Source organism: Rhodopseudomonas palustris (assembly GCF_003226555.1).
Classification (GTDB): Bacteria; Pseudomonadota; Alphaproteobacteria; order Rhizobiales; family Xanthobacteraceae; genus Rhodopseudomonas; species Rhodopseudomonas palustris_I.
The window spans coordinates 289,050-313,332 of sequence record NZ_QKQS01000023.1 but is presented as its reverse complement, the minus strand read 5'-3'; the positions used below and the strand labels follow the sequence as shown (position 1 = coordinate 313,332).

21 protein-coding genes and 1 tRNA gene are annotated in these 24,283 nt (G+C 62.3%); 18 read left to right on the top strand and 4 right to left on the bottom strand.

Going from position 1 to position 24,283, the window contains the following annotated elements:
• Nucleotides 1-11 precede the first annotated feature (11 nt).
• Together otsA and DNX69_RS14035 are read left to right on the top strand one after the other, a co-directional pair.
• Nucleotides 12-1,505 (top strand): alpha,alpha-trehalose-phosphate synthase (UDP-forming), encoded by a 1,494-nt coding sequence (otsA, locus tag DNX69_RS14040; RefSeq protein WP_110786583.1) that lies wholly within the window; start codon nt 12-14, stop codon nt 1,503-1,505.
• 161 nt (nt 1,506-1,666) lie between these two features.
• Nucleotides 1,667-1,756, top strand: a tRNA-Ser gene (locus tag DNX69_RS14035).
• A 148-nt stretch (nt 1,757-1,904) separates the two neighbouring features.
• Here DNX69_RS14035 and DNX69_RS14030 read toward each other — a convergent pair.
• The gene (locus DNX69_RS14030) at nt 1,905-2,726 is read right to left on the bottom strand and encodes an IclR family transcriptional regulator (RefSeq protein ID WP_110786582.1); all 822 of its coding nucleotides are present in this window, start codon (nt 2,724-2,726) and stop codon (nt 1,905-1,907) included.
• A gap of 175 nt (nt 2,727-2,901) precedes the next feature.
• On the opposite strand from DNX69_RS14030, the gene DNX69_RS14025 reads away from it, so the two are divergent.
• Nucleotides 2,902-4,023 (top strand): M20 family metallopeptidase, encoded by a 1,122-nt coding sequence (locus DNX69_RS14025; RefSeq protein WP_133256016.1) that lies wholly within the window; start codon nt 2,902-2,904, stop codon nt 4,021-4,023.
• A 97-nt stretch (nt 4,024-4,120) separates the two neighbouring features.
• Nucleotides 4,121-5,410 carry an ArgE/DapE family deacylase gene (locus DNX69_RS14020; protein ID WP_110786580.1) on the top strand — a complete coding sequence of 430 codons (1,290 nt, stop codon included), beginning with the start codon at nt 4,121-4,123 and terminating at the stop codon, nt 5,408-5,410.
• Between the two features lie 310 nt (nt 5,411-5,720).
• Here the strand turns inward: DNX69_RS14020 and DNX69_RS14015 are convergent, their stop codons facing one another.
• Nucleotides 5,721-6,185: a MarR family winged helix-turn-helix transcriptional regulator gene (locus DNX69_RS14015; protein ID WP_234826979.1), complete on the bottom strand. Its 465-nt coding sequence runs from the start codon at nt 6,183-6,185 to the stop codon at nt 5,721-5,723.
• Between the two features lie 355 nt (nt 6,186-6,540).
• On the opposite strand from DNX69_RS14015, the gene DNX69_RS14010 reads away from it, so the two are divergent.
• The 7 genes from DNX69_RS14010 to DNX69_RS13980 are packed head-to-tail and all read left to right on the top strand — an operon-like array spanning nt 6,541 to nt 13,416.
• On the top strand, nt 6,541-8,802 hold the full coding sequence (locus DNX69_RS14010) for a xanthine dehydrogenase family protein molybdopterin-binding subunit (protein WP_234826978.1): 2,262 nt from the start codon (nt 6,541-6,543) through the stop codon (nt 8,800-8,802).
• Nucleotides 8,803-8,806: 4 nt separating this feature from the next.
• A complete protein-coding gene (locus DNX69_RS14005; RefSeq protein WP_110786577.1) occupies nt 8,807-9,256 on the top strand; it encodes a CoxG family protein in 450 nt (149 codons plus the stop codon).
• A gap of 2 nt (nt 9,257-9,258) precedes the next feature.
• The gene (locus DNX69_RS14000; protein ID WP_110786576.1) at nt 9,259-10,128 is read left to right on the top strand and encodes an FAD binding domain-containing protein; all 870 of its coding nucleotides are present in this window, start codon (nt 9,259-9,261) and stop codon (nt 10,126-10,128) included.
• Between the two features lie 5 nt (nt 10,129-10,133).
• A complete protein-coding gene (locus DNX69_RS13995) occupies nt 10,134-10,619 on the top strand; it encodes a (2Fe-2S)-binding protein (RefSeq protein ID WP_349626972.1) in 486 nt (161 codons plus the stop codon).
• Nucleotides 10,609-11,868 carry an FAD-dependent monooxygenase gene (locus DNX69_RS13990; RefSeq protein ID WP_234826977.1) on the top strand — a complete coding sequence of 420 codons (1,260 nt, stop codon included), beginning with the start codon at nt 10,609-10,611 and terminating at the stop codon, nt 11,866-11,868. The genes DNX69_RS13995 and DNX69_RS13990 overlap by 11 nt, the downstream gene beginning before the upstream one ends.
• Nucleotides 11,869-11,881: 13 nt before the next feature.
• Nucleotides 11,882-12,598, top strand: coding sequence for an isochorismatase family protein (locus tag DNX69_RS13985; protein WP_234826976.1), 717 nt, complete (start codon nt 11,882-11,884; stop codon nt 12,596-12,598).
• Nucleotides 12,595-13,416: an alpha/beta fold hydrolase gene (locus DNX69_RS13980; protein ID WP_110786573.1), complete on the top strand. Its 822-nt coding sequence runs from the start codon at nt 12,595-12,597 to the stop codon at nt 13,414-13,416. The genes DNX69_RS13985 and DNX69_RS13980 overlap by 4 nt, the downstream gene beginning before the upstream one ends.
• Nucleotides 13,417-13,419: 3 nt before the next feature.
• Here the strand turns inward: DNX69_RS13980 and DNX69_RS13975 are convergent, their stop codons facing one another.
• Complete coding sequence (locus DNX69_RS13975) at nt 13,420-13,860, bottom strand: PaaI family thioesterase (RefSeq protein WP_110786572.1); 441 nt, start codon at nt 13,858-13,860, stop codon at nt 13,420-13,422.
• A complete protein-coding gene (locus DNX69_RS13970) occupies nt 13,857-14,327 on the bottom strand; it encodes a MarR family winged helix-turn-helix transcriptional regulator (protein ID WP_234826975.1) in 471 nt (156 codons plus the stop codon). The genes DNX69_RS13975 and DNX69_RS13970 overlap by 4 nt, the downstream gene beginning before the upstream one ends.
• Nucleotides 14,328-14,776: 449 nt before the next feature.
• On the opposite strand from DNX69_RS13970, the gene DNX69_RS13965 reads away from it, so the two are divergent.
• From DNX69_RS13965 to DNX69_RS13935, 7 genes are all read left to right on the top strand, one after another.
• Complete coding sequence (locus DNX69_RS13965) at nt 14,777-15,802, top strand: leucyl aminopeptidase (protein ID WP_110787625.1); 1,026 nt, start codon at nt 14,777-14,779, stop codon at nt 15,800-15,802.
• A gap of 384 nt (nt 15,803-16,186) precedes the next feature.
• Nucleotides 16,187-17,839, top strand: coding sequence for a dicarboxylate--CoA ligase PimA (gene pimA, locus DNX69_RS13960; RefSeq protein WP_110786571.1), 1,653 nt, complete (start codon nt 16,187-16,189; stop codon nt 17,837-17,839).
• Nucleotides 17,840-17,854: 15 nt separating this feature from the next.
• The gene (locus DNX69_RS13955) at nt 17,855-19,039 is read left to right on the top strand and encodes an acetyl-CoA C-acyltransferase (RefSeq protein WP_110786570.1); all 1,185 of its coding nucleotides are present in this window, start codon (nt 17,855-17,857) and stop codon (nt 19,037-19,039) included.
• Nucleotides 19,040-19,131: 92 nt separating this feature from the next.
• Complete coding sequence (locus DNX69_RS13950) at nt 19,132-21,228, top strand: 3-hydroxyacyl-CoA dehydrogenase NAD-binding domain-containing protein (protein WP_110786569.1); 2,097 nt, start codon at nt 19,132-19,134, stop codon at nt 21,226-21,228.
• A 205-nt stretch (nt 21,229-21,433) separates the two neighbouring features.
• Nucleotides 21,434-22,513: an ABC transporter substrate-binding protein gene (locus DNX69_RS13945; protein ID WP_165825262.1), complete on the top strand. Its 1,080-nt coding sequence runs from the start codon at nt 21,434-21,436 to the stop codon at nt 22,511-22,513.
• Nucleotides 22,514-22,619: 106 nt separating this feature from the next.
• Nucleotides 22,620-23,414 carry an ABC transporter ATP-binding protein gene (locus tag DNX69_RS13940; protein WP_234826974.1) on the top strand — a complete coding sequence of 265 codons (795 nt, stop codon included), beginning with the start codon at nt 22,620-22,622 and terminating at the stop codon, nt 23,412-23,414.
• Complete coding sequence (locus tag DNX69_RS13935) at nt 23,411-24,205, top strand: ABC transporter permease (RefSeq protein WP_110786566.1); 795 nt, start codon at nt 23,411-23,413, stop codon at nt 24,203-24,205. The genes DNX69_RS13940 and DNX69_RS13935 overlap by 4 nt, the downstream gene beginning before the upstream one ends.
• The last annotated feature ends 78 nt before the right edge of the window (nt 24,206-24,283 follow it).

Here is a 24,283-nt window from a genome sequence, read left to right as displayed (position 1 = left end):
CGGAGGGAGACGTGAACCTGATCGTGGTTTCGAACCGAGTTGCCCGCGCGTCGGGTAACGAGCCGATGACGGGCGGATTAGCGGCAGCGCTACTGCCTGTGGTGGAGAAATCCGGAGCGATATGGGTCGGGTCGAGCGGGCGGGTGCGGGACGGTGTTCATCGTGAACCTTTCGCCGAGATCGAACAGCTCGGCACCGGCGCGCTCGCGATGCTGGATTTGCCCGCGGCGCATTACGGCGGGTACTACGAAGGCTTCGCCAATTCGGCACTGTGGCCGGCGCTGCACTCCCGTCCGGATCTGATCCGGGTGTCTCACGATGATTATCGCTCGTATCGCGAAGTCAACGCGTTCATGGCGAGGGCATTGCTGCGGTTCCGCAAGCCCGACGCGGCGTTCTGGATTCAGGACTATCACTTTCTTGCGCTCGGCGCGGAGCTCCGCCAGCTCGGGGTCGATCATCCGATCGGATTCTTCCTGCATACGCCGTGGCCTTCGCGCGCCACGATCGGCTGCGTGCCGCATCATCGCGAACTGATCGAGGCGATGCTGGCCTACGACCTGATCGGATTCCAGACCGACGAGGATCGCGGTAATTTCCTCGGCTACGTCGCGTCCGAACTCGGCCTGAAGGTCAGCGACGGGGTGGTCTCGACGGCGCACGGCTCGACCCGCTGCGAGGTGTTCGCGATCAGCATCGACGCCGGCGCATTCGCCCAACAAGCACAGAAGGCGATGACCCACCCCGAAGTCTCTCGCCTCCGCAAGAGTCTCAATGGCGAGAAGCTGGTAATCGGCGTCGATCGCCTCGACTACTCGAAGGGGCTAGTGAACCGTGTCAAGGCGTTCGACAAGATGTTGTCCGACCGGCCTGCGCTCCTGCGGGCGGTGTCGCTGTTGCAGATCGCGACGCCGTCCCGCGGCACCATCGAGGCCTATGGCAATCTGCAGAGCGATCTCGCCAAGCTGGTCAGCGACGTCAACGGCCGGCTCGGCGAGGTCGATTGGACCCCGATCCGTTATCTCAACAAGGGCTATCGTCAGAGCGTGCTGGCCGGGCTGTACCGGTCGGCGCATGTTGGGCTGGTGACGCCGCTGCAGGACGGCATGAACCTCGTGGCGAAGGAATATGTCGCGGCGCAGAATCCGGTCGATCCGGGGGTGCTGGTGCTGTCGAAATTCGCTGGCGCCGCGAACGAGCTCGACACCGCCTTGCAGGTCAATCCGCACGACATCGACGGCATGGCCCGGGTGATCGCCGCCGCGCTGGCAATGCCGCTGACCGAGCGCCGGCTGCGCTGGGAGGCGATGATGGCCAAGCTCCGGGCCAACAGCATTCAGAGCTGGTTTGCCGATTTCCTCGAGGCACTGGAGCAGGCCCATGCCGGCAATCGCAGCGCCGGCCCGATCACTCTCGCGCCTGCGCCCCAGCCAGCGGCGATCAGGCTGACCGGCGGCTGGTCACGCCGGCCGCCGCAGGCTGCGGGGGGAGCCGTGCTGCAGTAAGGCGCTGTGGGCGGGTGTGCGCCCAGAGCCGCCCGACCACGGCGCGCGGCGGCCATTCGGCCCCCCGGCGTTGGCCGAAAGGCGCAATCCCGGCTGAATTTCCCCAGCCGGGCAGCTCAATCCCTTGCCAAATCCGCCCGACGCGGTCATGAGAGGGCACCGGAGAGGTGGCCGAGTGGTTGAAGGCGCACGCCTGGAACGCGTGTGTGCGGGAAACCGTACCGTGGGTTCGAATCCCACTCTCTCCGCCAGCCTGCATCCGATTTAACGAATCGGCAGAAAAATCAACAAGCTATCACCTAGCAATTGCATTTTCTGATCGTGGTTTCGGAGCACGGATTCGCGAGGCCGAGCACACGATATGACAAGCTCCAAACAATCGGAAATCAGCTCGGAGGCCTAGTCTCGGAGGACCCTAAATCCGATCTCGTCGGCGGTCTTCTTGAGCAAATCCAGGTGACGAGGCTTGCCTTCTTTGACCAACTGCGCGGTCAGCGTCGTGATGCTGACGCTTCCAACGAGCCTTTCCTGACGGTCGTAGATTGGCATGCCCAATGCGGCAAGACCGACGACGAAATCGTCGATGGCAAGTTCCCATCCTCGCTCTCGGATCGCAGAGGCTTCGCGCGCCAACAGTTTCGGATTGGTCTGGCTGACCGGGGTTTTCTTCGGGAGCTCAAGAGAAAGCGCGAACTTGAGCTGCTCCGGCGTGATGAAGCCCAATAGCGTACGCGGTCCAGCTCCGCAATTCAGGGTCGTGCGCGATCCGACCGTAAACCATGCGGCTTGAACATTTTGAATGGATGCTCGGACGCGCTCCACGCAAAGGGCCGTGCCTTCGTGATAAACCCAAAGATACGCGGTGGTGCCGGTCCGCTCCGTGAGTTCGCTCATGTACGGAGCCGCTATTTCGCGAAGTTCGCGACCGGTCTCGACCGATGATGCCAGTTCGAGCACGCCGACGTCGAGCGAATACAGCCCGCTCAGCTCGTCGTGATCTATCAGACCTGCGCGCTCGAGCGTGTGAAGAAGGCGTCGCGCTGTGCCCTTGTCGAGCCCCGCGCTGTTCGCGAGTTCCGTAAGCGTTTGACGAGGCTTGGCCCTGTCGAACGCCCTCAAAAGCGCTATTCCCCGATCAAGCGCTCGTACGATCGGCACGCCCGGCTTCGGATTTATCGTCTTCGCACGGATCGGTCTGGCTCGTGCCTGTGTCTTAGCCATGGCTGCGGCGCATTTCCAATTTCATCGTACGCAATGTGTCATTCTATGACACATTGCGTCAATTGTTGACACAAGACTTTCCTCAATCGATGATCATGTTCGTTTTCACAGCCCGAGTTCGCGGCAGTTCTTCGGGTATCCGGACTGACCAAGCCAGGACGTGCTGGAGTTCATCATGAGTTTGCGCAGCGTCGACCTTGCAAGACAGCTCATCCGGTTCCGTTCGCTTAATCCACCGGGCGAGGAAAAGGCTTGTGTCGATTTTCTGGCTGATTTGCTGATGAAAGCGGGACTGGAGGTGGAGCAACACGAGTTCGCTCCCGGCCGCCCCTCGATAGTCGCGCGATTACGGGGTGCAGCCAATGTCAGTCCCTTGGCCTTCACCGGCCACGTGGATGTTGTGCCGTTGGGGGAGAAGCCATGGACTGTGCCGCCGTTCGACGCGGAGATACGGGACGGGAAGCTCTTCGGGCGCGGAGCGAGCGACATGAAGGCAGGCGTCGCGGCATTTGTAGCCGCGACAGTCGCCCAGACCGATAGCAAGCTACCGCTCAAGCGCGGCATCACCCTCGTGATCACTGCCGGCGAAGAGACTGGATGCGAAGGCGCATTCCACCTCGCAAGGAAGGGCGTCCTCGGGCCGGCCGAACTGTTGATTGTGGCGGAGCCGAGCTCGAACCTGCCGATTATCGCCCACAAAGGCTCGGTACGGCTCCGCATTAGCGCCAAAGGCAAGACCGCGCACTCGTCCATGCCAGAATTGGGCGAAAACGCGATTTACAAGATCACCGAATGGATACGATGCATCGAGGTACACAAGTTTCCGATCGAATCGCATCCGCTTCTGGGCAACACCACGAGTTCGGTGACCACCGTATTTGGCGGCCAGAATATCAATTCGGTTCCGGACTCGGCTGGCTTCACCGTAGATTTTCGTACCATCCCGGTTCACGACCACTCGAATCTGGTTGCTGACATTCAACGCGTCTGCGGAGACGAAGCGACGATCGAGGTGGTCACGGACTTCAAGGGATTCGCGACGGATCCGGAGGATCCCAGCATTCAGCCGCTGATGGCGGTCCTCGAATCCCGATTGCGCGAGCGCCCCAAGCCTACCGGGGCGCCTTATTTCACGGACGCATCGGCACTCGTTCCAGGGTTCAATAACGTCGCAACGGTAGTTATAGGGCCCGGCGAAGCCGCTCAGTGCCATCAGACGGACGAGTTCTGCTACGTCCAGCAGATCGAGGATGCCTTCAACATCTACAGCTCCTTGATCAGCCGGATGTGCAGGTGACGGCTACATTGGCCGCGAGCCCTTGCCGCGGAAGCAGCTCGCGTCGACCGTGCCCCGGGGCACGCGAACCGGCCGATTGTCAAAAGGGAAATCGCATATGCCACTAGAGAAGAATCTTCGTGATCGGATCATCGCGTCCGTCGAGCAGGGTTTCGTCGATCAGGTCGGCTACACCCAGGACCTGATCCGTCTACGCTCGGTACGAGGCGACGAACATGTCATCCAAGATCGCGTATTTCGCGAACTGCGCAGCCGCGGCTACGCAATGGAGCGGTACGACATGGACCAGGAAGCCATCGAGCGGCATCCGGGAGGCTCGCCGTTCTCGGAAGAGCATTCGCGTGCGCCGATCGTCGTCGGTATCCATCGCCCGCGGGCCGAGTCTGGCCGCTCGCTTATCCTGCAGGCGCATGTCGACGTCGTCCCCGAGGGACCGTCCGGGCTTTGGACCCATCCCCCATACGATCCGGTCGTCGAGGGCGACTGGCTCTACGGACGCGGCGGTGCCGACATGAAGGCCGGTCATGCGGCGAACCTGTATGCGTTGGACGCACTGCGCAGGATCGGCTACCAGCCGGCCGCGACCATCTACGTCCAGTCCGTCGTGGAGGAAGAATCGACCGGCAACGGCGCCCTCATGACGCATCTGCGTGGATACAAGGCGGATGCCGTTCTGATTCCCGAACCGGAGGACGAGAAGCTGGTCCGTGCCAACGTCGGCGTGGTGTGGTTTCAGGTCGAAGTCCGCGGCCTTCCCGTCCACGTTCGCGAGATGGGGACCGGCGCCAACGCAATCGACGCCGCGTACCGCGTCGTCGGCGAACTGCGCAACCTCGAAGCAGAATGGAACGAGAAGAAAAAGGGTCGTGCTCACTTCGAGGATGAGGATCATCCGATCAATCTGAACATCGGCAAGATCGAAGGCGGGGATTGGGCTTCGTCCGTTCCCGCCTGGTGTCGAATCGACTGTCGCATTTCGATCTATCCCGGCTGGAACGCAGAGGATGCTTCGCGCGAGATTCAGGAGAGGATTCTGAAGTTCGCGCGGTCCGACAAATTCCTGTCGAACATCCCGCCGACGGTCACGTTCAACGGATTCCATACCGAAGGCTACGTGCTCGAGCCGGGGTCGGAAGCCGAGACCGTTCTCGCCGATGCTCACCTCTCTGCGACCGGCAAGTCGCTCGAGAGCTTCATGACTGCCGGCTACCTCGATACTCGGGTGTATGCTCTGTATGACAAGATTCCCGCGCTCTGCTACGGGCCGTATTCGGAAAACATACATGGCTTCGACGAACGGGTCAGCCTCTCCTCCCTCAAGCGCGTCACTTCGACCATGGCGCTCTTCATCGCAGATTGGTGTGGGCTGGAGCCGATCGCGAAGTAGCCTGCTCGGTTCGAAACGAAAAAGGAGTTTCGAAGACCAGGAGTTAACGATGGTGAGAAGTGAGGGACTGCTCGCACGCCCCGAGCGCACCTCCGTTCCCAAACTCGCCGAACTGCCTTTCAAGTAGAACAACGCTGAGATCGAGCGCGTCTGGCAAGAGCGTCTGTATTGGTGAGCAGTTGGCGGCCTGACCCTGACGAAGGACGCTTTGCGCCAACAGAGGCGTTGAAGGCCGATACCAAGGTCGATGCCATGAAAAGCTAACCGGTTCACGCCGGTGCAGATTTCGGCGTGGAGCCGCCCGTCAGGCTCAGCGGTGAATAATTTTCTTCAGAATTTGAGTTAAAGTTCGATACTCTTGCTGAGTCAGGGGAGCGAACGTCTCGCTTGAGATGTCGTCGATCGTGGCGATTGCCGCATCGGCGACCCGTCTGCCTTTGTCGGTCAGGTCGATTTCTCGTCGGCGCGGATCCAGTGGATCCGGGTAGCTCTTGATAAATCCGCGCGATTTCAGCCGCGTGATCACGCCCGTGATCGTGGCGGAGTCATAGTGGATCAGTCGCCCCAGATGATTTTGCGAGCACGGACCGACCTCCCTGAGCTTCGCGAGCGTCGAGAATTGCGGCCCGGTCAGACCCTCGATCATCTTTGCGGTGAAGATCGCCGTATGTGTGCGGAGCGCGACGCGAAGAAGAAAGCCCGGTGCGTCGTCGAGCGCATACGCGTCGACGTCTTGTTTCGCCTTATCGAGGGAGCGGGCCTTTGGCTTTTGCAAGGCTGGCGTCCTTTCGGGTTCGATGGCCGGTTGGCGCTGACTGCCTCGGCCACACGATTTCCACATCCTGCAGAGCGGGCGTCTGATCCGGCCGATTCGATTGCGTCGCGTCGACCAGGTGGCCGGTCAATCAGCCATCGGCGCAGTGCGTGGTCAATATGTATCGGTCCAAGTTGATGCGGCTTGACATCTCCAGACGCAAGCCTGGTTCCCAGTCGCGCCGGGCTTCTGCACAAGAAAATGACGATCGTGCGCCAGCGTAACGCTTGCATACAAGTGCTAAATCGCGTAGCACTCGGGTGGCTTCCAGCGGCGATCGGGCGGGACGCGCGGGAAGCCAGTCCAGGCAGGCGAAATGTCGAGCACCATAGACAACATGACCTCCGTCCGGCCCGACCTCGTCGAAAAGGTTACCGGCCGGGCCGAATACATTACCGATCTGATGGTGCCTGGCTTGCTGCACGGCTTCGTTGTCCGCTCCCCTGCCGTCCACGCGCGGATCGTTTCGATCGACACGTCGGCGGCCCTTCTGATGGAGGGGGTCGTGGACGTGCTGATCGGCGCCGACGTTGCGTCGTTTGGCCGCTGGGGCGTGGTCCTGAAGGATCGGCCGATCATCGCGATCGATCGCGTTCGATATGTCGGCGAGCCTGTTGCGCTCGTGATCGCCGAAACCATCGAGATTGCCGAGAACGCCGCCGAACTGGTGGACGTGGACTATGCCGAGCTGCCGCGAGCCGCGACGATCCGCGACGCGTTGGTGGACGGAGCGCCGCTCATCCACGAGCGTCATGAAAATCTCGAAGACTTCTACTTCAAAGGTGGTGCGAGGCCGACGGCGGATAGCAACGTCTTTCACACCTATCGCAACAACGTCGGCGACGTCGATGCCGCCGAGGCTGCTGCGGCCTATGTGCACGAAGACCGTTTCACTTTCCCCGCGATATCGCACTTCGCGCTGGAGCCTCATACGGTCATCGCCGACTTCAAGGGCGATGCGCTGACCGTCTGGTCGGGGGCGCAAACGCCGACTGCCGTCCAGAAGGTGTTGTCCCGACTGTTTGGCTTGCAGCTGGCGAAAGTCCGCGTGGTGGTGCCCTTCGTCGGCGGTGGATTCGGCGGCAAAGCGTCGGTGAAAATCGAACCGCTGGTTGCGGCCGCGTCATGGAAAGTGCAGCGACCGGTTCGCGTCGCTCAGTCGATCTCCGACTCAATGCTCACCTGCCGACGTCTCGGCGCCGAGATCACCATCCGAACCGCGGTGGATGGGCAAGGGCGCATTGTCGCCAGCAGCGCGAAGCTGCTGCTCGATGGCGGGGCTTACTCCGACACAGGGTCGGCGGTGGCAACCAAATCGGCTAACCGGATCATTGGTCCCTATGCGATTCCGAACCTGCGCCTCGAAGCATTGGCGGTCTACACCAACACCGTGCCCGGCGCTGCCTTCCGGTCGATCGGTGGTCCGCAAGCCGTGTGGGCGAAAGAGACTCACATGGACAACGTCGCCGCCGCCATCGGCATGGATCCGGCCGAATTTCGGCTGATCAATCTGGCGGGCCGCGGCCAGCGCACCCGACCCGACCTGCGCCCGCTCGACGTCGACATGCGCGAACTGATGGGCTGCGTAACTCAGTCGGTGATCTTCACGGCCGAAGGATCAAACCGGAGTACGCGTGGTCTGGCGGTCGCGGCGACGGATCCGGCGAATACGCCGATCGCCAATGCGATTGTCCGCCTCAAGGTTGATGGTTCGGTGTCCGTCTCCGTCTCGAGTATCGAAGTCGGGCAAGGCGCGCACGCTGCCATGGCCAGGGTCGCGGCGCGGACATTGAAGCAGCCGTTGTCCGCCGTCACGACCCTGCGCACGGACACGGATGTGGCCCCGTATGATTGGGGGACGGGGGCGAGCCGATCGACCGTCGTCGTCGGTCTCTCTGTCGAACGGGCAGCGCTCGACGCTGCCGATCAGATCTTCGACATGGTGGCCGACGTCTGGGAGTGTCGCAAAGACAGTCTCTCGCTGGTCGAAGGCGGCGTTTCGACGGGTTCGGAAGTCCTGACGTTTCACCAGATCTTCCACCGCACCTTGGGGGTCGATTCCGGCGAGGTGATCGGCCGCGGCGGCGTCACGCCTCGCTCGAACAACGGCGCTCTGGCCGAATCTCCGCTGTTTTGGGAGACGTCTGCGGGCCAAGTCGAAATCGTCGTCGACGAGGACACCGGCGAAATTCACGTGCCGCGCTATGCCAGCGCGGCCGATGTCGGGCGCGTGATCAACCGGGTTGCCGCGGAAGGCCAGGATGAAGGCGCCGCCGCAATGGGTTTCGGGCATGCGCTGTTCGAGCAGCTCGAATTCGAAGACGGCCAACCCGTCAACGCGACACCGATCGACTACACGATCCCGCGCATCTGCGACGTACCGCCGGTGTTCGACACCATCCTGGTCGAGAACGGCGACGGGCCGGGGCCGGGCGGCGCCAAGGGGATGGGCGAGGGCGCCATCTTGCCGGTTGCTCCTGCCATCGCCAACGCACTGTTCTCGACCTACGGGATTCGGATCACCGATCTGCCGATGACGCCCGAGAAAGTGTGGCGCGCACTGCAGAAGAGGAAGTGAGCTCATGGAATTCAACATGTCGATGGTCGTCCCAGCGACCCGCGCGGAGCTGTGGAAGATGCTGCTCGACGTGCCGAGCATTTCATCTTGCATCCCCGGCTGCGAAAACGTCGAAGAGATCGAACGGCTCGTGTCCTACAAGGCGACCGTCAAACAAAAGATCGGTCCGTTCAAGATCGAGGTGCCTGCCGACATCGTGGTTGAAGCGATCACCGAGCCGTCGAATGTGCGCATCCGCGCGACAGGCCGCGACAAATTTACCGGTACGCGTTTGACGGCCAACCTCGACGTCAACGTGACCGCCGATGGGTTGGACACCACCTTGGCGGTAGATGCCAAGGTCGACATCCAGGGACGGCTCGCCACGATGGGGCTGGGAGTTATCAAGCGCCGGGTAGATCAGAACTTTGAGGAGTTCGAGGTCAAGCTCAAGAACCTCGTCGGCGCCGCCTAGCCATGCTGCCGCTGCCTTTCACATTCGAGAAACCCACGACCATCGCCGACGCGATCACGGCCATCGGCGACTCGGACGACGCAATGTTCTATTCGGGCGGCACCGAGCTGCTGTTGGCGATGAAGATGCGCGTGATCCGCACCGATCGCCTTGTCGATATCAAGAGCATCCCGGGGCTCGATCGCATCGTGCTGAACGACGCCGACGAGATCGAACTCGGCTCGCGCTGCACGCACCGGATGATCGCCCAGGATCCCGTCCTCCGCAGACATGTGCCGGCTCTGGCCGCGCTCTGCGCCAATGTGGCGAATGTCAGGGTTCGCAACGTCGGGACGATCGGCGGCAATCTCTGTTTCGGTGAGCCGCATGCGGATCCGCCGACTTTGTTCGCCGCGTTGAACGCCAGGCTGTTGCTGCAGGGGGGCGGCGGCACGCGCTCGGTGGAAGCCGACGATTTCATTCGCAGCGAGCTCGAAACGGTGAGAGAGCCCGACGAGTTGCTGACGATGATCGTCTTTCCGCGTCCGACCGGGCCGGTGACCTATCGGCGCTTCAAGCATGGCGAGCGACCATCCGTGAACGTCGCGATGGCCTGGTCGATGGGGGCTGCGGACACCATCGGATCTGCCAGGGTGCGGGTCGGCGCACTGGGCTCGCGGCCGCAGCCACTCAAGGCGGTCGAGGCAGCGCTCGCCGGCTGTCCAATAGCCGATGGGCGGACCGCGATCGAGGCGGTGCTCGCTGATGCCCTGGACGAACTCGAGGTCAACGACGATCGCCACGGCGGCGCCGACTACAAGCGCCACCTCGCCGGCGTTCTTCTGCTGAGAAACGCCGAAGAGGCCATGACCCGCCGGGAGATGCCGCGGTGACGCACATGCTGCCCATCTCGTTTTCGCTGAACGGCCAAGCGGTGTCGATCGAGATCGCCGCCCACACGCTGCTGATCGATCTGGTGCGCGACCGGTTCGGTCTCAAAGGTACCAAACGCTCGTGCGACATGGAGGTCTGCGGTGCATGTACCATGCTGGTTGACGGCCAGCCGGTCTCAAGCTGCACCACGCTCGCGGTCGACGTGCATCAGCGCGAGGTTACGACGATCGAGGGCGTGACGCCGGCTGGCGGCTTGTCGCGGATTCAGAAAGCCTTCGTTCTGCACGGCGGCCTGCAGTGCGGGTTTTGCACGCCCGGCTTCATCATGTCCGTCACGGCGCTGCTGAACGAAAACCCTCACCCGACCGACGAGGAGATCCGCCATCACCTGCATGGCAATCTTTGTCGGTGCACCGGTTACGTCAAGATCATCGAAGCGGTGAAGAGTCTCGCGGCGGAGCACGCTTCTGAACACGCCGATGTCGTCTAACCCCTCGCAGAGATTGCCGCTTTCGTCTGGAGAAACTATGAGCATTGAACAGGTCAGCAAGTCGAGCATCCTCATCGCCGGCGCCGGGATCGGTGGCTTGGCGATGGCATTGTCCCTGCTCCGTCGCGGCATCGACTGCGATGTCTTCGAGCAGGCGTCCGAATTGCGCGAGGTTGGTGCAGGGCTGTGGATCTCGATGAACGGCGTGCGTGTTCTTCATGATCTCGGACTGACCGAGCAGGTCGAGAACAACTGCATCGCCGCGGATAGGCGTGACATCCGCCTTTGGAGCAACGGCGAAAGCTGGCCGCTCTATAATCGCGCGACCGACGTTGCCGGCAATCAGCCTTATCTCCTGCTGCGCGCGCATCTGCTCAAGATCCTGACCGATGGCGTCCGAAGCCTGAAACCGGGAGCCATCCATCTGAACGCGCACGTGACAGGTTTCAGTCAGACCGAACAGGCCGTTCGCGTCAAATTGGCCGACGGCACCGAGGTCGACGGCCGCGCCCTGATCGGAGCAGACGGCGCACACTCCAAGGTTCGGACGGGGGTCGTCGGCTCGATCGAGAGCAAATACACCAATGTCATCGCCTGGCGGGGGCTGGTGCCGGTCGATCGGCTGGCGCCACACCAGCGCGAGCATGTGGTTTCTACATGGGTCGGGCCGACCGCTCACGTTACGGCCTATCCGGTCCTTTGGCAGGACACGATGATGATGACCTTCTCCGGCCAGGTCGATCGCGCCGACTGGTTGCTGGAGTCCTGGTCCGAGAAAGGATCGGTCGAGGAATGTCTCGGTGATTTCGTCGGCTGGCACTCCGATATCATCGAGCTCGTCAAGAACGTCGATACGCTGAACAAATGGGGCTTGTTCGTGCGGCCCCCGCTCAAGACCTGGTCGCGGGGCCGCGTCACCCTGCTGGGCGATGCCTGCCATTCGATGCCGCCATATCTCGGCCAGGGCGTGAACATGGCGCTGGAAGACGCGGTCGTGCTGGCGCGCTGTCTCGAACAGCAGCCGAACGATCCGACCCAAGCCTTCGAGGCGTATCAGGGGCTTCGGATCGATCGCACCGGAAAGGTCGTGGATTCCGCGATTGGCATGCTGCCGATCTTTCACAACAAAGCGCTCACCACCGTCGATACGGCGTGTGCCTACATCAAGACCCAGTGGTCACCCGAAGCCTCGAAGGCCCGCTTCGACTGGATCTACCAGTACGATGCGACCACTGTGCCCCTTCAGTGAGGGGGCCGCGGCCGTGACCAGCAAACAGCCTTGGGACGACGTCATTCCGCTCGAGGAGCGCGAGACCTACGCGCTGGCGGGGCTCGGCGGCGCAGCCGGCTTCGGCCGACGGCCCGCGCTGCTGGTGATCGACGTCCAGTACCGCTCGATGGGCGATCGGCCGATGCCGATCCGCGACGCCATCAAGCAATATCCCACGAGCTGCGGCGAGGCCGGATGGCGCGCGGTCGCGCAGATCGCGGAGCTGATTGAGCTATTTCGTGGGAAGGGATGGCCGGTCATCTTTCCTCACGTCGCGCGCAAGATCGGGCACGACAACGGCGCGTTCTCCGCAAAGATTCCTGGGATCATGCAGATTCCACCTGAAGGCTATGAGTTCGTCCGCGAAGCGGCCCCTCTGCCGGGCGAGTTGTTGCTGCCCAAGACGCAAGCCAGCGCGTTTTTCGGGACGCCGCTCGCCACTTACCTGATCGGCGGCGGCGTCGATTCGCTGGTGGTGACGGGCTGCACGACCAGCGGCTGCGTGCGGGCGTCGGTGGTCGACGCCTGTGCGCTGAATTTCAAGTCGATCGTTCCGAGCGACGCAGTCTACGACCGCTCACCGACCTCGCACGCGGTCAATTTGTTCGACATCGCCAGCAAATATGCCGATGTGGCGCCGACACAGGCGGTCCTGCAGCGGCTCGCCGCGTTGCCGGAAGCCGCGGCCTTGGCAGGTGGCGCGAGATGAGCGGCGGCGCGGCGACCCGGCTGCTCTATGGCGCCCATGTCCGTGCCAATGGCATTCGGCAGCATTATCTCAGGTTCGGCGGTGCAGGCCCGGTCGTCGTCATTGTGCCCGGCATTTCGACCACCGCCGCGCAATGGGCTTTCGTCGCGGAGCGCCTGGCCGGCGATCACGACGTCTATGTGCTCGACGTCCGCGGTCGCGGGTTGTCGGAAGCGGGACCGCATCTCAGCTACTCACTGGATTCGTGCGCGGCGGATCTGGCCGCCTTCGCCGAAGCCCTGCAACTCGGCCGACATACGATACTCGGGCATTCGATGGGGGCGCGGATCGGCATACGCACTGCACGCTGGCGGGCTGCGTCGGTGGAACTGCTGATTCTGGTGGACCCACCGGTCTCCGGACCGGGGCGGCGCCCCTATCCGATCCCGATCGATCCGCTGCTCAAGCTCCTGCGGCACGCCAAGCGCGGCGAGGCCGATGTCGCGCTACGCGGACCCAATGCACCGGCGTGGCCCGAGCAGCACATTCGCACGCGGGCGGAGTGGCTGCACACCTGTGATGAACGCGCGCTGATCGAAACCCATCACGGGTTCCACAGCGACGACATTCATTTCGATCTCGCCCATCTCGGCGTGCGGACCGCCCTGGTCGTCGCCGGGCGAGGTGGGGTCATCCGGCCGGAAGACGAAACCGAGATCCGCGGACTGGTCCCGGCGATCGACATTCGGCGGTTGCAGACAGCAGGGCATCAGATGCAGATCGACGATACGGACGGATTTTTGTCGATCATCGGCACATTGCTGCAGTCCCGCGCTTAGATTCTACGAGGCCGGCCGCCCCGCTCGCTGATCGGCGGTCAGGAACACCATGCGGCCGACGGCAAGAGTGAGGTTGTCGGGATTGGACACCTGCGCGTCGACGGTCGCCACCGTCCGTCCGTAGTGAAAGACGGTCGCCTCGACGGTCAACGTAGCCTCGTAAGCGGGGCGCAGATAATCGACGCGCATGTCGATAGTTTGCGGCGGCCGGCCCAGCCTGGTCGCGACCGCGTAGGACCCTGCGGTATCCAGCAGCGTTGCGAGAATGCCGCCGTGAGCAAAGCGATGCTCCGGGTTCGAAATGAATTCCTCGCGCCAGGGAGCTGACAACACGATCCGGCCGGCAGCCGCGGAGGTGATCGACAAACCCATCCACGCGGCCATGTGATTGCGGGACAGGCGGGCTTGGAGCTGATCGAGGGACATCACCAGTGCTGCAGTCATCGGCGTATCACCTTTTTCAGCAAAGCCACCAGGGCCTCGCGCTCTGCGGTCGTTAGCGCCGAAAACGTTTCCCGCGAAATCTCCCGAATTCTCACGATGGCGTCGGCCGCCACCACGCGCCCCCTCTCGGTCAGGTCGATTGCCACGCGGCGGCGATCAAGAGGATCGACGACGCTTTCGATTAGGCCGCGGATCTTCAATCGATTGATCACGCCGGTGATCGTCGCCGAATCATAGTGGATGAGGCGCCCGAGGTGGTTTTGCGAGCAAGGTCCGACCTCGAGGAGTTTGGCGAGCGTCGAGAATTGCGGAGCAGTCAAGCCTTCGATCATCCCGGCCGTCAGGAACGCAGTGTGGGTCTTCAGCGCCACTCGCAGCAAGAAGCCGGGCTGGTCATCGAGGGCGTAATCGTCAGCGGATCTTGCGACGGTGGCGGGGCGGATCATCTTTCGGGCGGTCTGTTTCAAGTGACGCTTTCAGCATTGGCGGACGAAATCGACCAGCGCACCGGATGGGTGCCGTCGTGGTCGGAGAGTTTAATGGGGCGGCAAAGTTAGCGGCGGCGACCCGCCGTCGTGCCAGGGAGCGAACGGATCGACAACGTGCACCGACCCCAGCGCGCGTGCCACGATACACCGCCGGTCCACTTGCTTACAAGTCGTGTGCTTGAGAGCAAGTTTACCGCTTGCACGCAAGTTATCGCGTTTGTATCGTGTGATGCAGGGTGGGGCTGAGGCTACGCAGCGGCGACCGGCCGACGGCCGGACATCGGTCTCGTAAAGCGGCCCCCCTTATTTCGGCCGGCACCCGGAGGCGCATCGAGCCTAAAGCGCCGCGGATCCGACGAGCGCCCAGGCGAGCACATCGTGAGCAAAGACAGGAGAGATGAGTGGCAAAGACCGTAGTCGATGTGGAGATGCTCGACGTCTTCAAGGCCGAACTCGAGCTCTGCAAAGTAAAGAACGGCGAGGTGGTCGCGGTTTTGAGCGGCGGTGACGATCACCCGGAATACGCCCAGACCTTCATGCTTGCGGCGCAGAGCCTCGGTGCGACGACGTTTCACGTCAACGTGCCGAAATACGGCCAGCACAAGATTGCCGGGGTTCAGGGCCGTCACGCGCTGACCGGCAATCAACCGGCGATCGACACGCTCAAGCGGGCCGATCTGGTGATCGACCTGCTCGGGCTTCTGTTCTCGGCCGAGCAGGCGGAGATTCAGGCGGCCGGCGCTCGCATTTTGCGCGTGATGGAGCCGTTCCACATCCTGAAGCAGATGTTCCCAACCGAAGACCTTCGCCGGCGGACCGAACTGTCGCGCACAATGCTGCAGTCGGCAAAGAAGATGAGGATCACATCGCCCGGCGGCACCGACGTGACTTACGGCCTGAGCCAATATCCCGTCATCTCCGAATACGGCTACACCGACGAGCCGGGCCGCTGGGATCACTGGCCGTCGGGATTCGCATTCACCCAGGCGACCGATGGCCAGGTCGACGGCACTGTTGTGCTGAGGCCGGGCGACATCCTTTGCGCATTCAAGCGTTACGTTCAGTCGCCGGTGACGCTCAAGGTCGAGAAGGGCTACATCGTGGACCTTCAGGGTGAAGGCCCGGATGCGCTTCTCATCAAGAACTACATCGAAAGCTTCGGCGATCCGCGAGGCTGGGCGATCTCCCACATCGGTTGGGGGTCCAACGAGCGCGCCAAGTGGCATCATATCGCCTCGACGTCGCAGCTCGCATCCGAGCACATCATGAATGCACTGTCGTTCTACGGCAACGTGCTGTTTTCGACCGGGCCGAATACCGAGCTCGGCGGGACCAACGACACGCCTTGCCACCTCGACATTCCCCTGCAGGGCTGCAGTCTTTGGCTGGATGACATTCACGTCCTCGACAAAGGTGAATTCGTGCTGCCGGAGCTGAGAGCGCCCGGCCGATAGCGCCGTCCATGCGGCGGTGCGGCGCAACCCCGCCGGCCGCCAGCCATCGAGCTGCGCCGCTGTCTAGACCGGGCGTTACCAAGCTGGTTGCTGTCTGCTGTCGAAGGCGGCCGATCGCAACCGAAGGGGCGCGTCCTTGCCGAGGGGGACTCAAGATTCTCTGGCTGCCGGCAAAGCGCTGGACGGCCACCAAGCCAAGCACTCGTAGACGAGTTTTGTGCTTGCATACGAGTGATAGCCGAAATAGTGTCGCAGATGGAAGGTCGGTATCAGCGATGACGACCGACGTGACCAGGCGCGACCGTCGTAGCGCAACGGGAGTTCCGGGCATTTCCAACCTCCGCCTTCCGTTGTCGCAGGGCTACGTTTCTCGGAGAATCTTGAGTGCACTACCCAGGCGAAGAATTCTATCCAGAAGGTGTTCGTTGGGACGAGCCGATCGCGACGGGGCTCGTGCCGGAGCTTTTAGAGCAATCCGCTCGGCAATTCGGCGATCGTCCAGCAATCGAGTTTCGCGACCGCCAGATCAGCTATGAAGAGTTGAACGACAAGGCCGCTGATGCGGCGGCCGCCTATCTTCGGAGCGGTCTTGGGCGCGGCACGACCATCGGGCTGTTTCTCGGCAACACGCCGGATCATCCGATCAACTTCTTCGGTGCTCTCAAGGCGGGCGCGCGCATCGTTCATCTCAGCCCGCTCGACGGCGAAATCACGCTCAAGCACAAGCTGACGGACAGTGACGCCCGCGTGGTGGTGACCAGCAATCTGTCGGCGATGTTTCCGCGTGCGCTGGCATTTCTCGACGCCGGCGTCATCGATCGCATCATTCTCTGCGAAGACGAGGCGTGGGGTCAGGCCGACAACAAGTTGGCCCCATTTTCGAGCCGGCCGGACATCGTCACGTACTCCGACTTCATCGCAGGCGCGCCACGTCCCGCTAAATGGCCGGACGTGGACCCCGGCGATGTCGCGCTGCTGCAATATACGGGAGGCACCACCGGTCTGCCGAAAGGCGCGATGCTCACGCACCGCAATCTGACCGCCGCCGTCTCGATTCGCGAAATCTGGACGCGATCGTTTCGAGCGAAACGAAAGGCACCCGAGCGCGTCATCTGCGCATTGCCCCTGTTTCATATCTATGCGTTGACGCTCATCCTGATGAAGCGACTGCGCTATGGCGATCTGATCTCCCTCCATCAGCGTTTCGATCTCGAAACGATCATGCGCGACATCGAAGTCAATCGCGCCACCGTGTTTCCGGGCGTCCCGACGATGTGGATCGCCGTCACTAGTCTTCCCGATCTGGATCGCCGCGACCTGTCGTCGCTGGCGGTCTGCAGTTCGGGCGGCGCGCCACTGCCGGTCGAGGTCGCCGCGATCCTCGAGCGCAAGACGGGGCTCCGGCTCCGTAGCGGCTGGGGCATGACGGAGACGTCGTCGCCCGGCACGACACATCCTTCGGACGGCCCTGACAAGCCGGAGTCGATCGGATTGATGCTGCCGGGTATCGCGATCGAAGTCGTCGCGCACGACGACCCGCATCGTGTCTTGCCGGCTGGCGAGGTCGGCGAACTGATTATTCGCGGACCGAATGTGACCAGCGGATATTGGAAGCGGGACGCGGAGCGATCGGAGTGGTTCATTGGCGACCGCTTCCTCACCGGCGACATCGGATACATGGACGCAGAAGGCTGGTTCTACCTTGTCGATCGCAAGAAGGACCTCATCATTTCCGGCGGCTTCAACGTCTATCCGCAACTGATCGAGCAAGCGATCTACACCCATCCCGACGTGAAAGAAGTGATGGTGATCGGGATTCCCGATCAGTATCGCGGCGAGGCGGCCAAGGCTTACATCACCCTGCGGCAGGGAGCCGAGCGCTTCACGATTGACGATCTTCGCGCTTTTCTCGCGGGCAAGATTGGCAAGCATGAATTGCCATCGGAACTCGATTTTGTCGAAGACCTGCCCCGCACCAACGTCGGAAAACTGTCGCGGCAAGCGCTGCGCGATCAACTCTCTTCTCGTTCGGCCTGAAGTGGAAATCATGGAATGACTGACGCTGTTATCGTCTCGACCGCGCGCACACCGATCGGAAAAGCCTATCGCGGTGCTCTCAATAATACAAATGGCGCCACCCTGCTGGGTGAAGCGATCAAAGCTGCTGTGGAGCGGGCGGCTGTCGATCCGAACGAGGTCGAGGACGTCGTCATGGGCGCGGCGATGCAACAAGGCACGACCGGTGGAAATATTGCTCGCAAGGCGTTGCTGCGCGCGGGTCTGTCGGTGTCGGTGTCGGGCACGACGGTCGATCGCTTGTGCGCTTCGGGATTACAGGCGATCGCCATCGCGGCTCGGTCAGTGATCCACGACGGCGTCCGGATCGCCGTCGGCGGCGGTGGTCAATCGATCAGCCTGGTGCAGAACGAACATGCCAACACCTACCGGGCCGTCGATCCCGTGCTGATGACGATGAAGCCGGAGGTTTACATGCCGATGCTCGACACCGCCGAGGTCGTCGCCAAACGCTACGGCATTTCCCGTGAGCGTCAGGATGAGTACGCCTTCGAGAGCCAGATGCGGACGTCTTCGGCGCAAGACAGCGGAAAGTTCGACGACGAGATCGTGCCGCTGTCGACCTCGATGTCGATCACCGACAAGGAAACCAAGCAGACGAGTCTGAAAGACGTCCAGCTCGTCCAGGATGAGGGGCCTCGGCGCGACACCACGCCGGAGGGACTCGCCAAGCTCAAGCCGGTGCGCGAAGGTGGATGCATCACGGCGGGCAATGCGAGCCAGTTGTCGGACGGAGCCAGCGCTATGGTGATCATGAGCGACGGCGAGGCGGCGAAACGCGGCTTGAAGCCGCTCGGCATCTTCCGTGGATTTGTTTCGGCGGGCTGTGAGCCGGACGAAATGGGCATCGGCCCGATCTACGCCGTGCCGCGCCTTCTCGAGCGTCACGGTTTGCGGGTCGACGACATCGATCTGTGGGAGCTGAACGAAGCCTTCGCGGTGCAGGTGCTGTACTGCCGGGATAAGCTTGGCATCGATCCCGGCAAGTTGAACGTCAATGGCGGTGCCGTCGCCATGGGCCATCCCTACGGCATGAGTGGCGCACGCTTGGCGGGACATTTGCTGATCGAAGGCCGCCGCCGCAAAGCCAAATACGGCGTAGCTACCATGTGCGTCGGTGGCGGGATGGGCACCGCGGGCCTGTTCGAAATCATCCACTGAACGGAATCCGAGGGCTGTCTTGGAGCGCGCCCGATCGGCTTGATCCGGCGTTCGTCCGGCAATGATCAATTCGGTCGAATAGGGAAATCCAAGTGAGTGAAGTCGTTAAGCTTGCGATGGTCAAACGTTGTGCGGTCATCACCATCGATTCGCCGCCGGTGAACGCACTCAGCGCAGCTGTCCGTGGCGGGGTTCTCGATAGCGTCAACGCCGCCAATGCGGATGGTACCGTCGAGGTCATCGTGATCGCCTGCGCTGGTCGGACGTTCATTGCTGGCGCTGATATCACCGAGTTTGGCAAGCCCCCGCAACATCCGCGTCTCAGTGACGTAATTGCCGGCATCGAGGCGAGCGCCAAGCCGGTCATTGCGGCGATCCACGGCACCGCCCTCGGCGGCGGCCTCGAACTCGCGCTCGGTTGCCATTTCCGCGTCGCCGTCAAGGACGCCAAGCTCGGCCTGCCCGAGGTCAAGCTCGGCCTTGTGCCCGGTGCGGGGGGCACGCAGCGGCTGCCGCGCGCGGTTGGCCCGGAGCTGGCCGTCAGGATGATCGTGAGCGGCGAGCCGATTGGCGCGGCGGAAGCGCTGGAGCGCGGCCTCGTCGACGAGATTGTGGACAGCACGACGTCAGGTGCGGTCGCGTTCGCCGAGAAGGTTGTCGCCGAGCGTCGCCCGCTGCGGTTGCTGCGGACGGATGACTCCAAACTCGTTGCCGCCAGGGCCGACCGTTCGCTGTTCACTGCGGCAGCGGCAAGCGCCACCAAGAAATCGCGAGGGTTGATCGCGCCGCTGGCTTGCGCGGACGCCGTGAGCTGGGCGCTCGACTTGCCGTTCGAGGAGGCGCTGGACAAGGAGCGCGAGTGCTTTTTGAAGCTGCTGTCCGACGATCAGTCCAAGGCCCAGCGCTACGCCTTTTTTGCCGAGCGCGAAGCGGCCAAGCTCCGGGGCGTCCCGGACGGCACCCAGCCGCGCCCGGTCGAGCGGGTGGCCATCGTGGGCGCCGGGACCATGGGCAGCGGCATCGCGATGGCCTTCGCCAATGCCGGCATTCCGGTGACGCTGATCGACACCGGCGCGGAACAGCTCGACCGCGGCCTCGGCATGATGCGGAAGAACTGGGACGCCACCGCGGCGCGTAGCGGTATCGCGGCGGACGAGCCGGCCAAGCGTATGGCGCTGATCGACGGCAAGGTCGGGCTTGAGCATGTCGCGGACGCGGATCTGGTGATCGAAGCGGTGTTCGAAACGATGGCGGTCAAGAAACAGGTGTTCACCGCCATCGACGCTCATGCCAAACCGGGGGCGTTGCTCGCCACCAACACCTCCTATCTCGATATCAATGAGATCGCCGCGGTCACAAAGCGTCCGCAGGACGTTGTGGGCATGCACTTCTTCTCGCCAGCCAACATTATGAAGCTGTGCGAGATCGTGCGCGCCGACCAGACGGCTCCCGACGTGCTGCTGACCGCGACGACGCTGGCTCGGCGGATCCGCAAGACGGCCGTGGTCGTCGGCGTTTGCCACGGCTTCGTCGGCAACCGCATGCTCGCCGTGCGAGGTTGGCAGGGAGAGTCGTTGCTCAGGAGCGGGGCTCTTCCCGAGCAGGTCGACGCGGTGATGACCCGGTTCGGCCTTCCGATGGGGCCGTTCGCCATGGGTGATCTTGCTGGCCTCGATATCGGCTGGCGATCGCGTCAGGATCGCGGCATCCGTTGGGACATAGCCGACGCCATCTGTGAGTCCGGCCGCCTCGGGCAAAAGACCCAAAAGGGCTACTATCGCTACGAGCCGGGATCTCGGGCACCGCTTCCGGATCCTGAAGTCGAGCGCTTGATCGAGCAGACCTGCGAACGGCTGGGCTTGCGTCGTCGTGCGATCGACGACGAGGAGATCCTAGAGCGCATGATCTATCCCATGATCAACGAAGGCGCGCGCATTCTCGAAGAGAACATCGCCGCACGCCCAAGCGATATCGATGTGATCTGGCTGTACGGCTACGGATGGCCGATCCATCGCGGCGGACCGATGTTTTATGCCGATCAAGTCGGACTGAAGACGATCGTCGAGCGGCTCGAATTCTTTGCACAGCGCCTCAACGACCCGGCTCTGAGGCCAACTCCGCTACTTGCGCGTCTCGCCAGCGAAGGCGGTTCGTTTGCGTCGATGAATCGCGCGCCGGCGGTTGGCTGACTTCGATCTTGCGTCGACGGCATGTGTCGGCTCGCTCGGGCAAGTCGAGCCGGCGAATGACGCAGATCGGGGCATTTGCCCAAATTACTGCGTCGATATGACCAAAGCTTTATCGCTCGTAAGCGAGCAAACAACTTGTATACGAGTGATGAGTCGACTAGCTTGGCGCAGGTATCATAAAACAGTGTTTCGGGAGGATCGCATGATGAACAAGGTTCTCGTACTCTTTCTCGCCATCGCAACGATGTCGACGGCGGGGAATGCCGCGGCCGCGGATAAGATCAATGTCTTGCTCCCTCAGCGTAATGCCAACGAGGCGATCGCTCCGTTCCTTGCCGCCAAGTATCTCGGCTATCTCGATCAGGAAGGGCTCGACGTCAGCTACCTGTTGGTCGCGGGCTCCAACGAGGTTGCCATCCAAGTGGCCAGCGGCAACGCGCCCATTGGTTGGGCCAGCCCAGCCCAGGCGGTCATCGGCATGCAAGAGGGTGCCGCCGCGCCGCTCGATCTGCAATACTTCTCTAGCGTCGAGTATCGCAACATCTGGTCGATCTCGGTGCCCGTAGATAGCCCGATCCACGCCGTGGCGGAGCTCAAGGGCAAGCGGATCGGCGTCACCGCGCTAGGCAGCGCCGCGATGAACTACGGCAAGGCCTATCTCCGCGGGGCCGGTCTTGATCCCGATCGCGACGTGACGTTCGTGCCCATCGGAGCCGGCGGCCAGGCGATGGCCGCAATGAAGCAGAAGGTGGTGGACGCCCTGGTGTTCTGGGAGACCGCGAATGTCACCTTCGACATCGCGGGCTCGCCGGTCCGCCAATTACCGATCGACAAGAAGCTCGCGTTGCTGCCCGACGTGTCGTTGCTGGCCAAGCGCGAAACGATCAAGCAGCAGCCCAAGCTCTTGATCGGCTTCGGCCGTGCACTGGCGAAGGGCTTGGACTTCTGCCTGGCGAATCGTCCGGCCTGCGTCTTGCTGACGTGGAAGCTCTATCCCGAGAGCAAGCCGGCGGAAGGCACCCCGGAGCAGAAGCTCGCGCGCGGCCTCAAAATGATCTCGACGCTGGATGGCTGGTCCGACGAGGAGCTCGGAGACAAGCGCGGGGAGTTCATCGAATCGCGCTGGAATGATCTCAGTGACTTCCTGCTGCAGGGCGGGCAGATCAGCAAGCCCGTCCCGGCTTCACGGATGTTCACGCGCGAATTCGTCGACGAGATCAACAAGTACGACCGCGCGAAGATCGTCAAGCAGGCGAAGGAATTCGACCTCAAGTCACTGCAATGAGTTGCCGCTCCGTAGCCGTCATTCCGGAAACAAGACCAGTCGTCCGCCATCCAGTGAACGAGATCCATTCATGTTGCCCTCGCCCGTAAGCGCGTCCGATCGGTCGATGCCGGATCAGCGTCGCACGCTCATCAAGATCGAGAACATCGACAAGAAATTCGTCACGCATTCCGGCGAGGTCGTGACGGCGCTCGCCAAGGTCAATCTGGCCATCGAGCAGAACGAGTTCGTTTCGGTGGTCGGGCCGAGCGGATGTGGCAAGACGACGCTTCTGCGCATTCTGGCCGGATTGACGTCCGTTACCTCGGGCGTCGTCGATTTTGACGGCGAGATGCTGCGTGGTCCACGTGCCGACGTTGGCATCGTCTTCCAGCAAGCGCTCCTCCTGCCGTGGAACACGGTGCTCGACAACGTGCTGTTGTCGCCTCACCTCAAGAAAGATCGCTCGGAGGCGACGCGGCGCCGCGCGGAAAGTCTTCTGGCGTTCATGGGGCTGGCCGATTTTGCCAGAAAGTACCCGTTCGAGTTGTCGGGTGGCATGCAGCAACGCGTTGCGATCTGTCGTGCATTGATGCGCGAGCCCAAGGTCCTGCTCATGGACGAGCCGTTCGGCGCGCTCGACGCGATGACGCGGGAGTCGCTGAATGTCGAGCTGATGCGGGTATGTTCGGAAGAGAAAAAGACGGTGCTGTTCATCACGCACAGCATTCCCGAAGCGGTGCTGCTCGGTGACCGCGTCGTCGTCATGTCGCCGCGGCCGGGGCGCATTTCCCAGATCATCGATGTCGACATCGAGCGCCCGAGAAGCCTCAAGACGATGGCGAACAAACGTTTCGGCGAAATTTGCGATCAAATCCGCACGATCTTCGGCTCGGAAGCTCCGATGGTGACGTCACTATGAAGAATGCGAAGCTGGCCAAACTCGTGCAGAGCGCTCAAGTCACCTGTCTCGCCATCGTCCTACTGGTGATCTGGGAGGGCGTCTGTCGCTTGTTTGATGTCTCGCCCTTGGTGTTGCCGGCGCCGAGTGGCATCGTCGTTCGGCTGTTTCACATGTTAGTTGAAGGCGCGATCTGGCCGCATCTTATGGTCACTCTCAGCGAGATCCTGATCGGGTTCTTCGTCGGGATTGTCTCAGGCCTCGTGGTCGGCGCCCTCGTGTCCCTGGTGCCCGCGGTCGAACGGCTGGTTTATCCATATCTCGTCGCCCTGCAGACGGTGCCCAAGGTGGCGGTGGCGCCGCTCCTGGTCATCTGGTTCGGCTATGGGTTGACCTCGAAAGTGGTGATCACCGCGTTGATCTGCTTTTTCCCGATCTTGGTCAGCGTCATCTCCGGCTTTCACGCGACGGACCGCGACCAGCTCGACATGATGAAAGCCTACGGGGCCACGAACATGCAGACCCTGATACGTTTGCGCATCCCGTCGGCGCTCGTGCTGATCTTTGCCGGTCTCGAGATCGCATCGGTGCTGGCGGTGATCGGCACTATCGTCGGCGAATTCGTCGGCGCCCAGGCCGGTCTCGGTTACTTAATCATGACCTACAATTTCAATCTGGATATCACTGGCGTCTTCGCCATTCTGATCATCTTGTCCGCGATCGGCATGACGTTGCATAGCATCACCCGTTTTGGCGGCAGGCGATACATTTTCTGGATCAGGCGAGAGCCGGCGGCGGTGATGCCGCACTAGGCGAAGTCGCTCCCGCCGACCAAATCTGCAGCGACTAACCGCGTCGCCGATAAGTCGCGACGGGGCGACGCGCCCTGT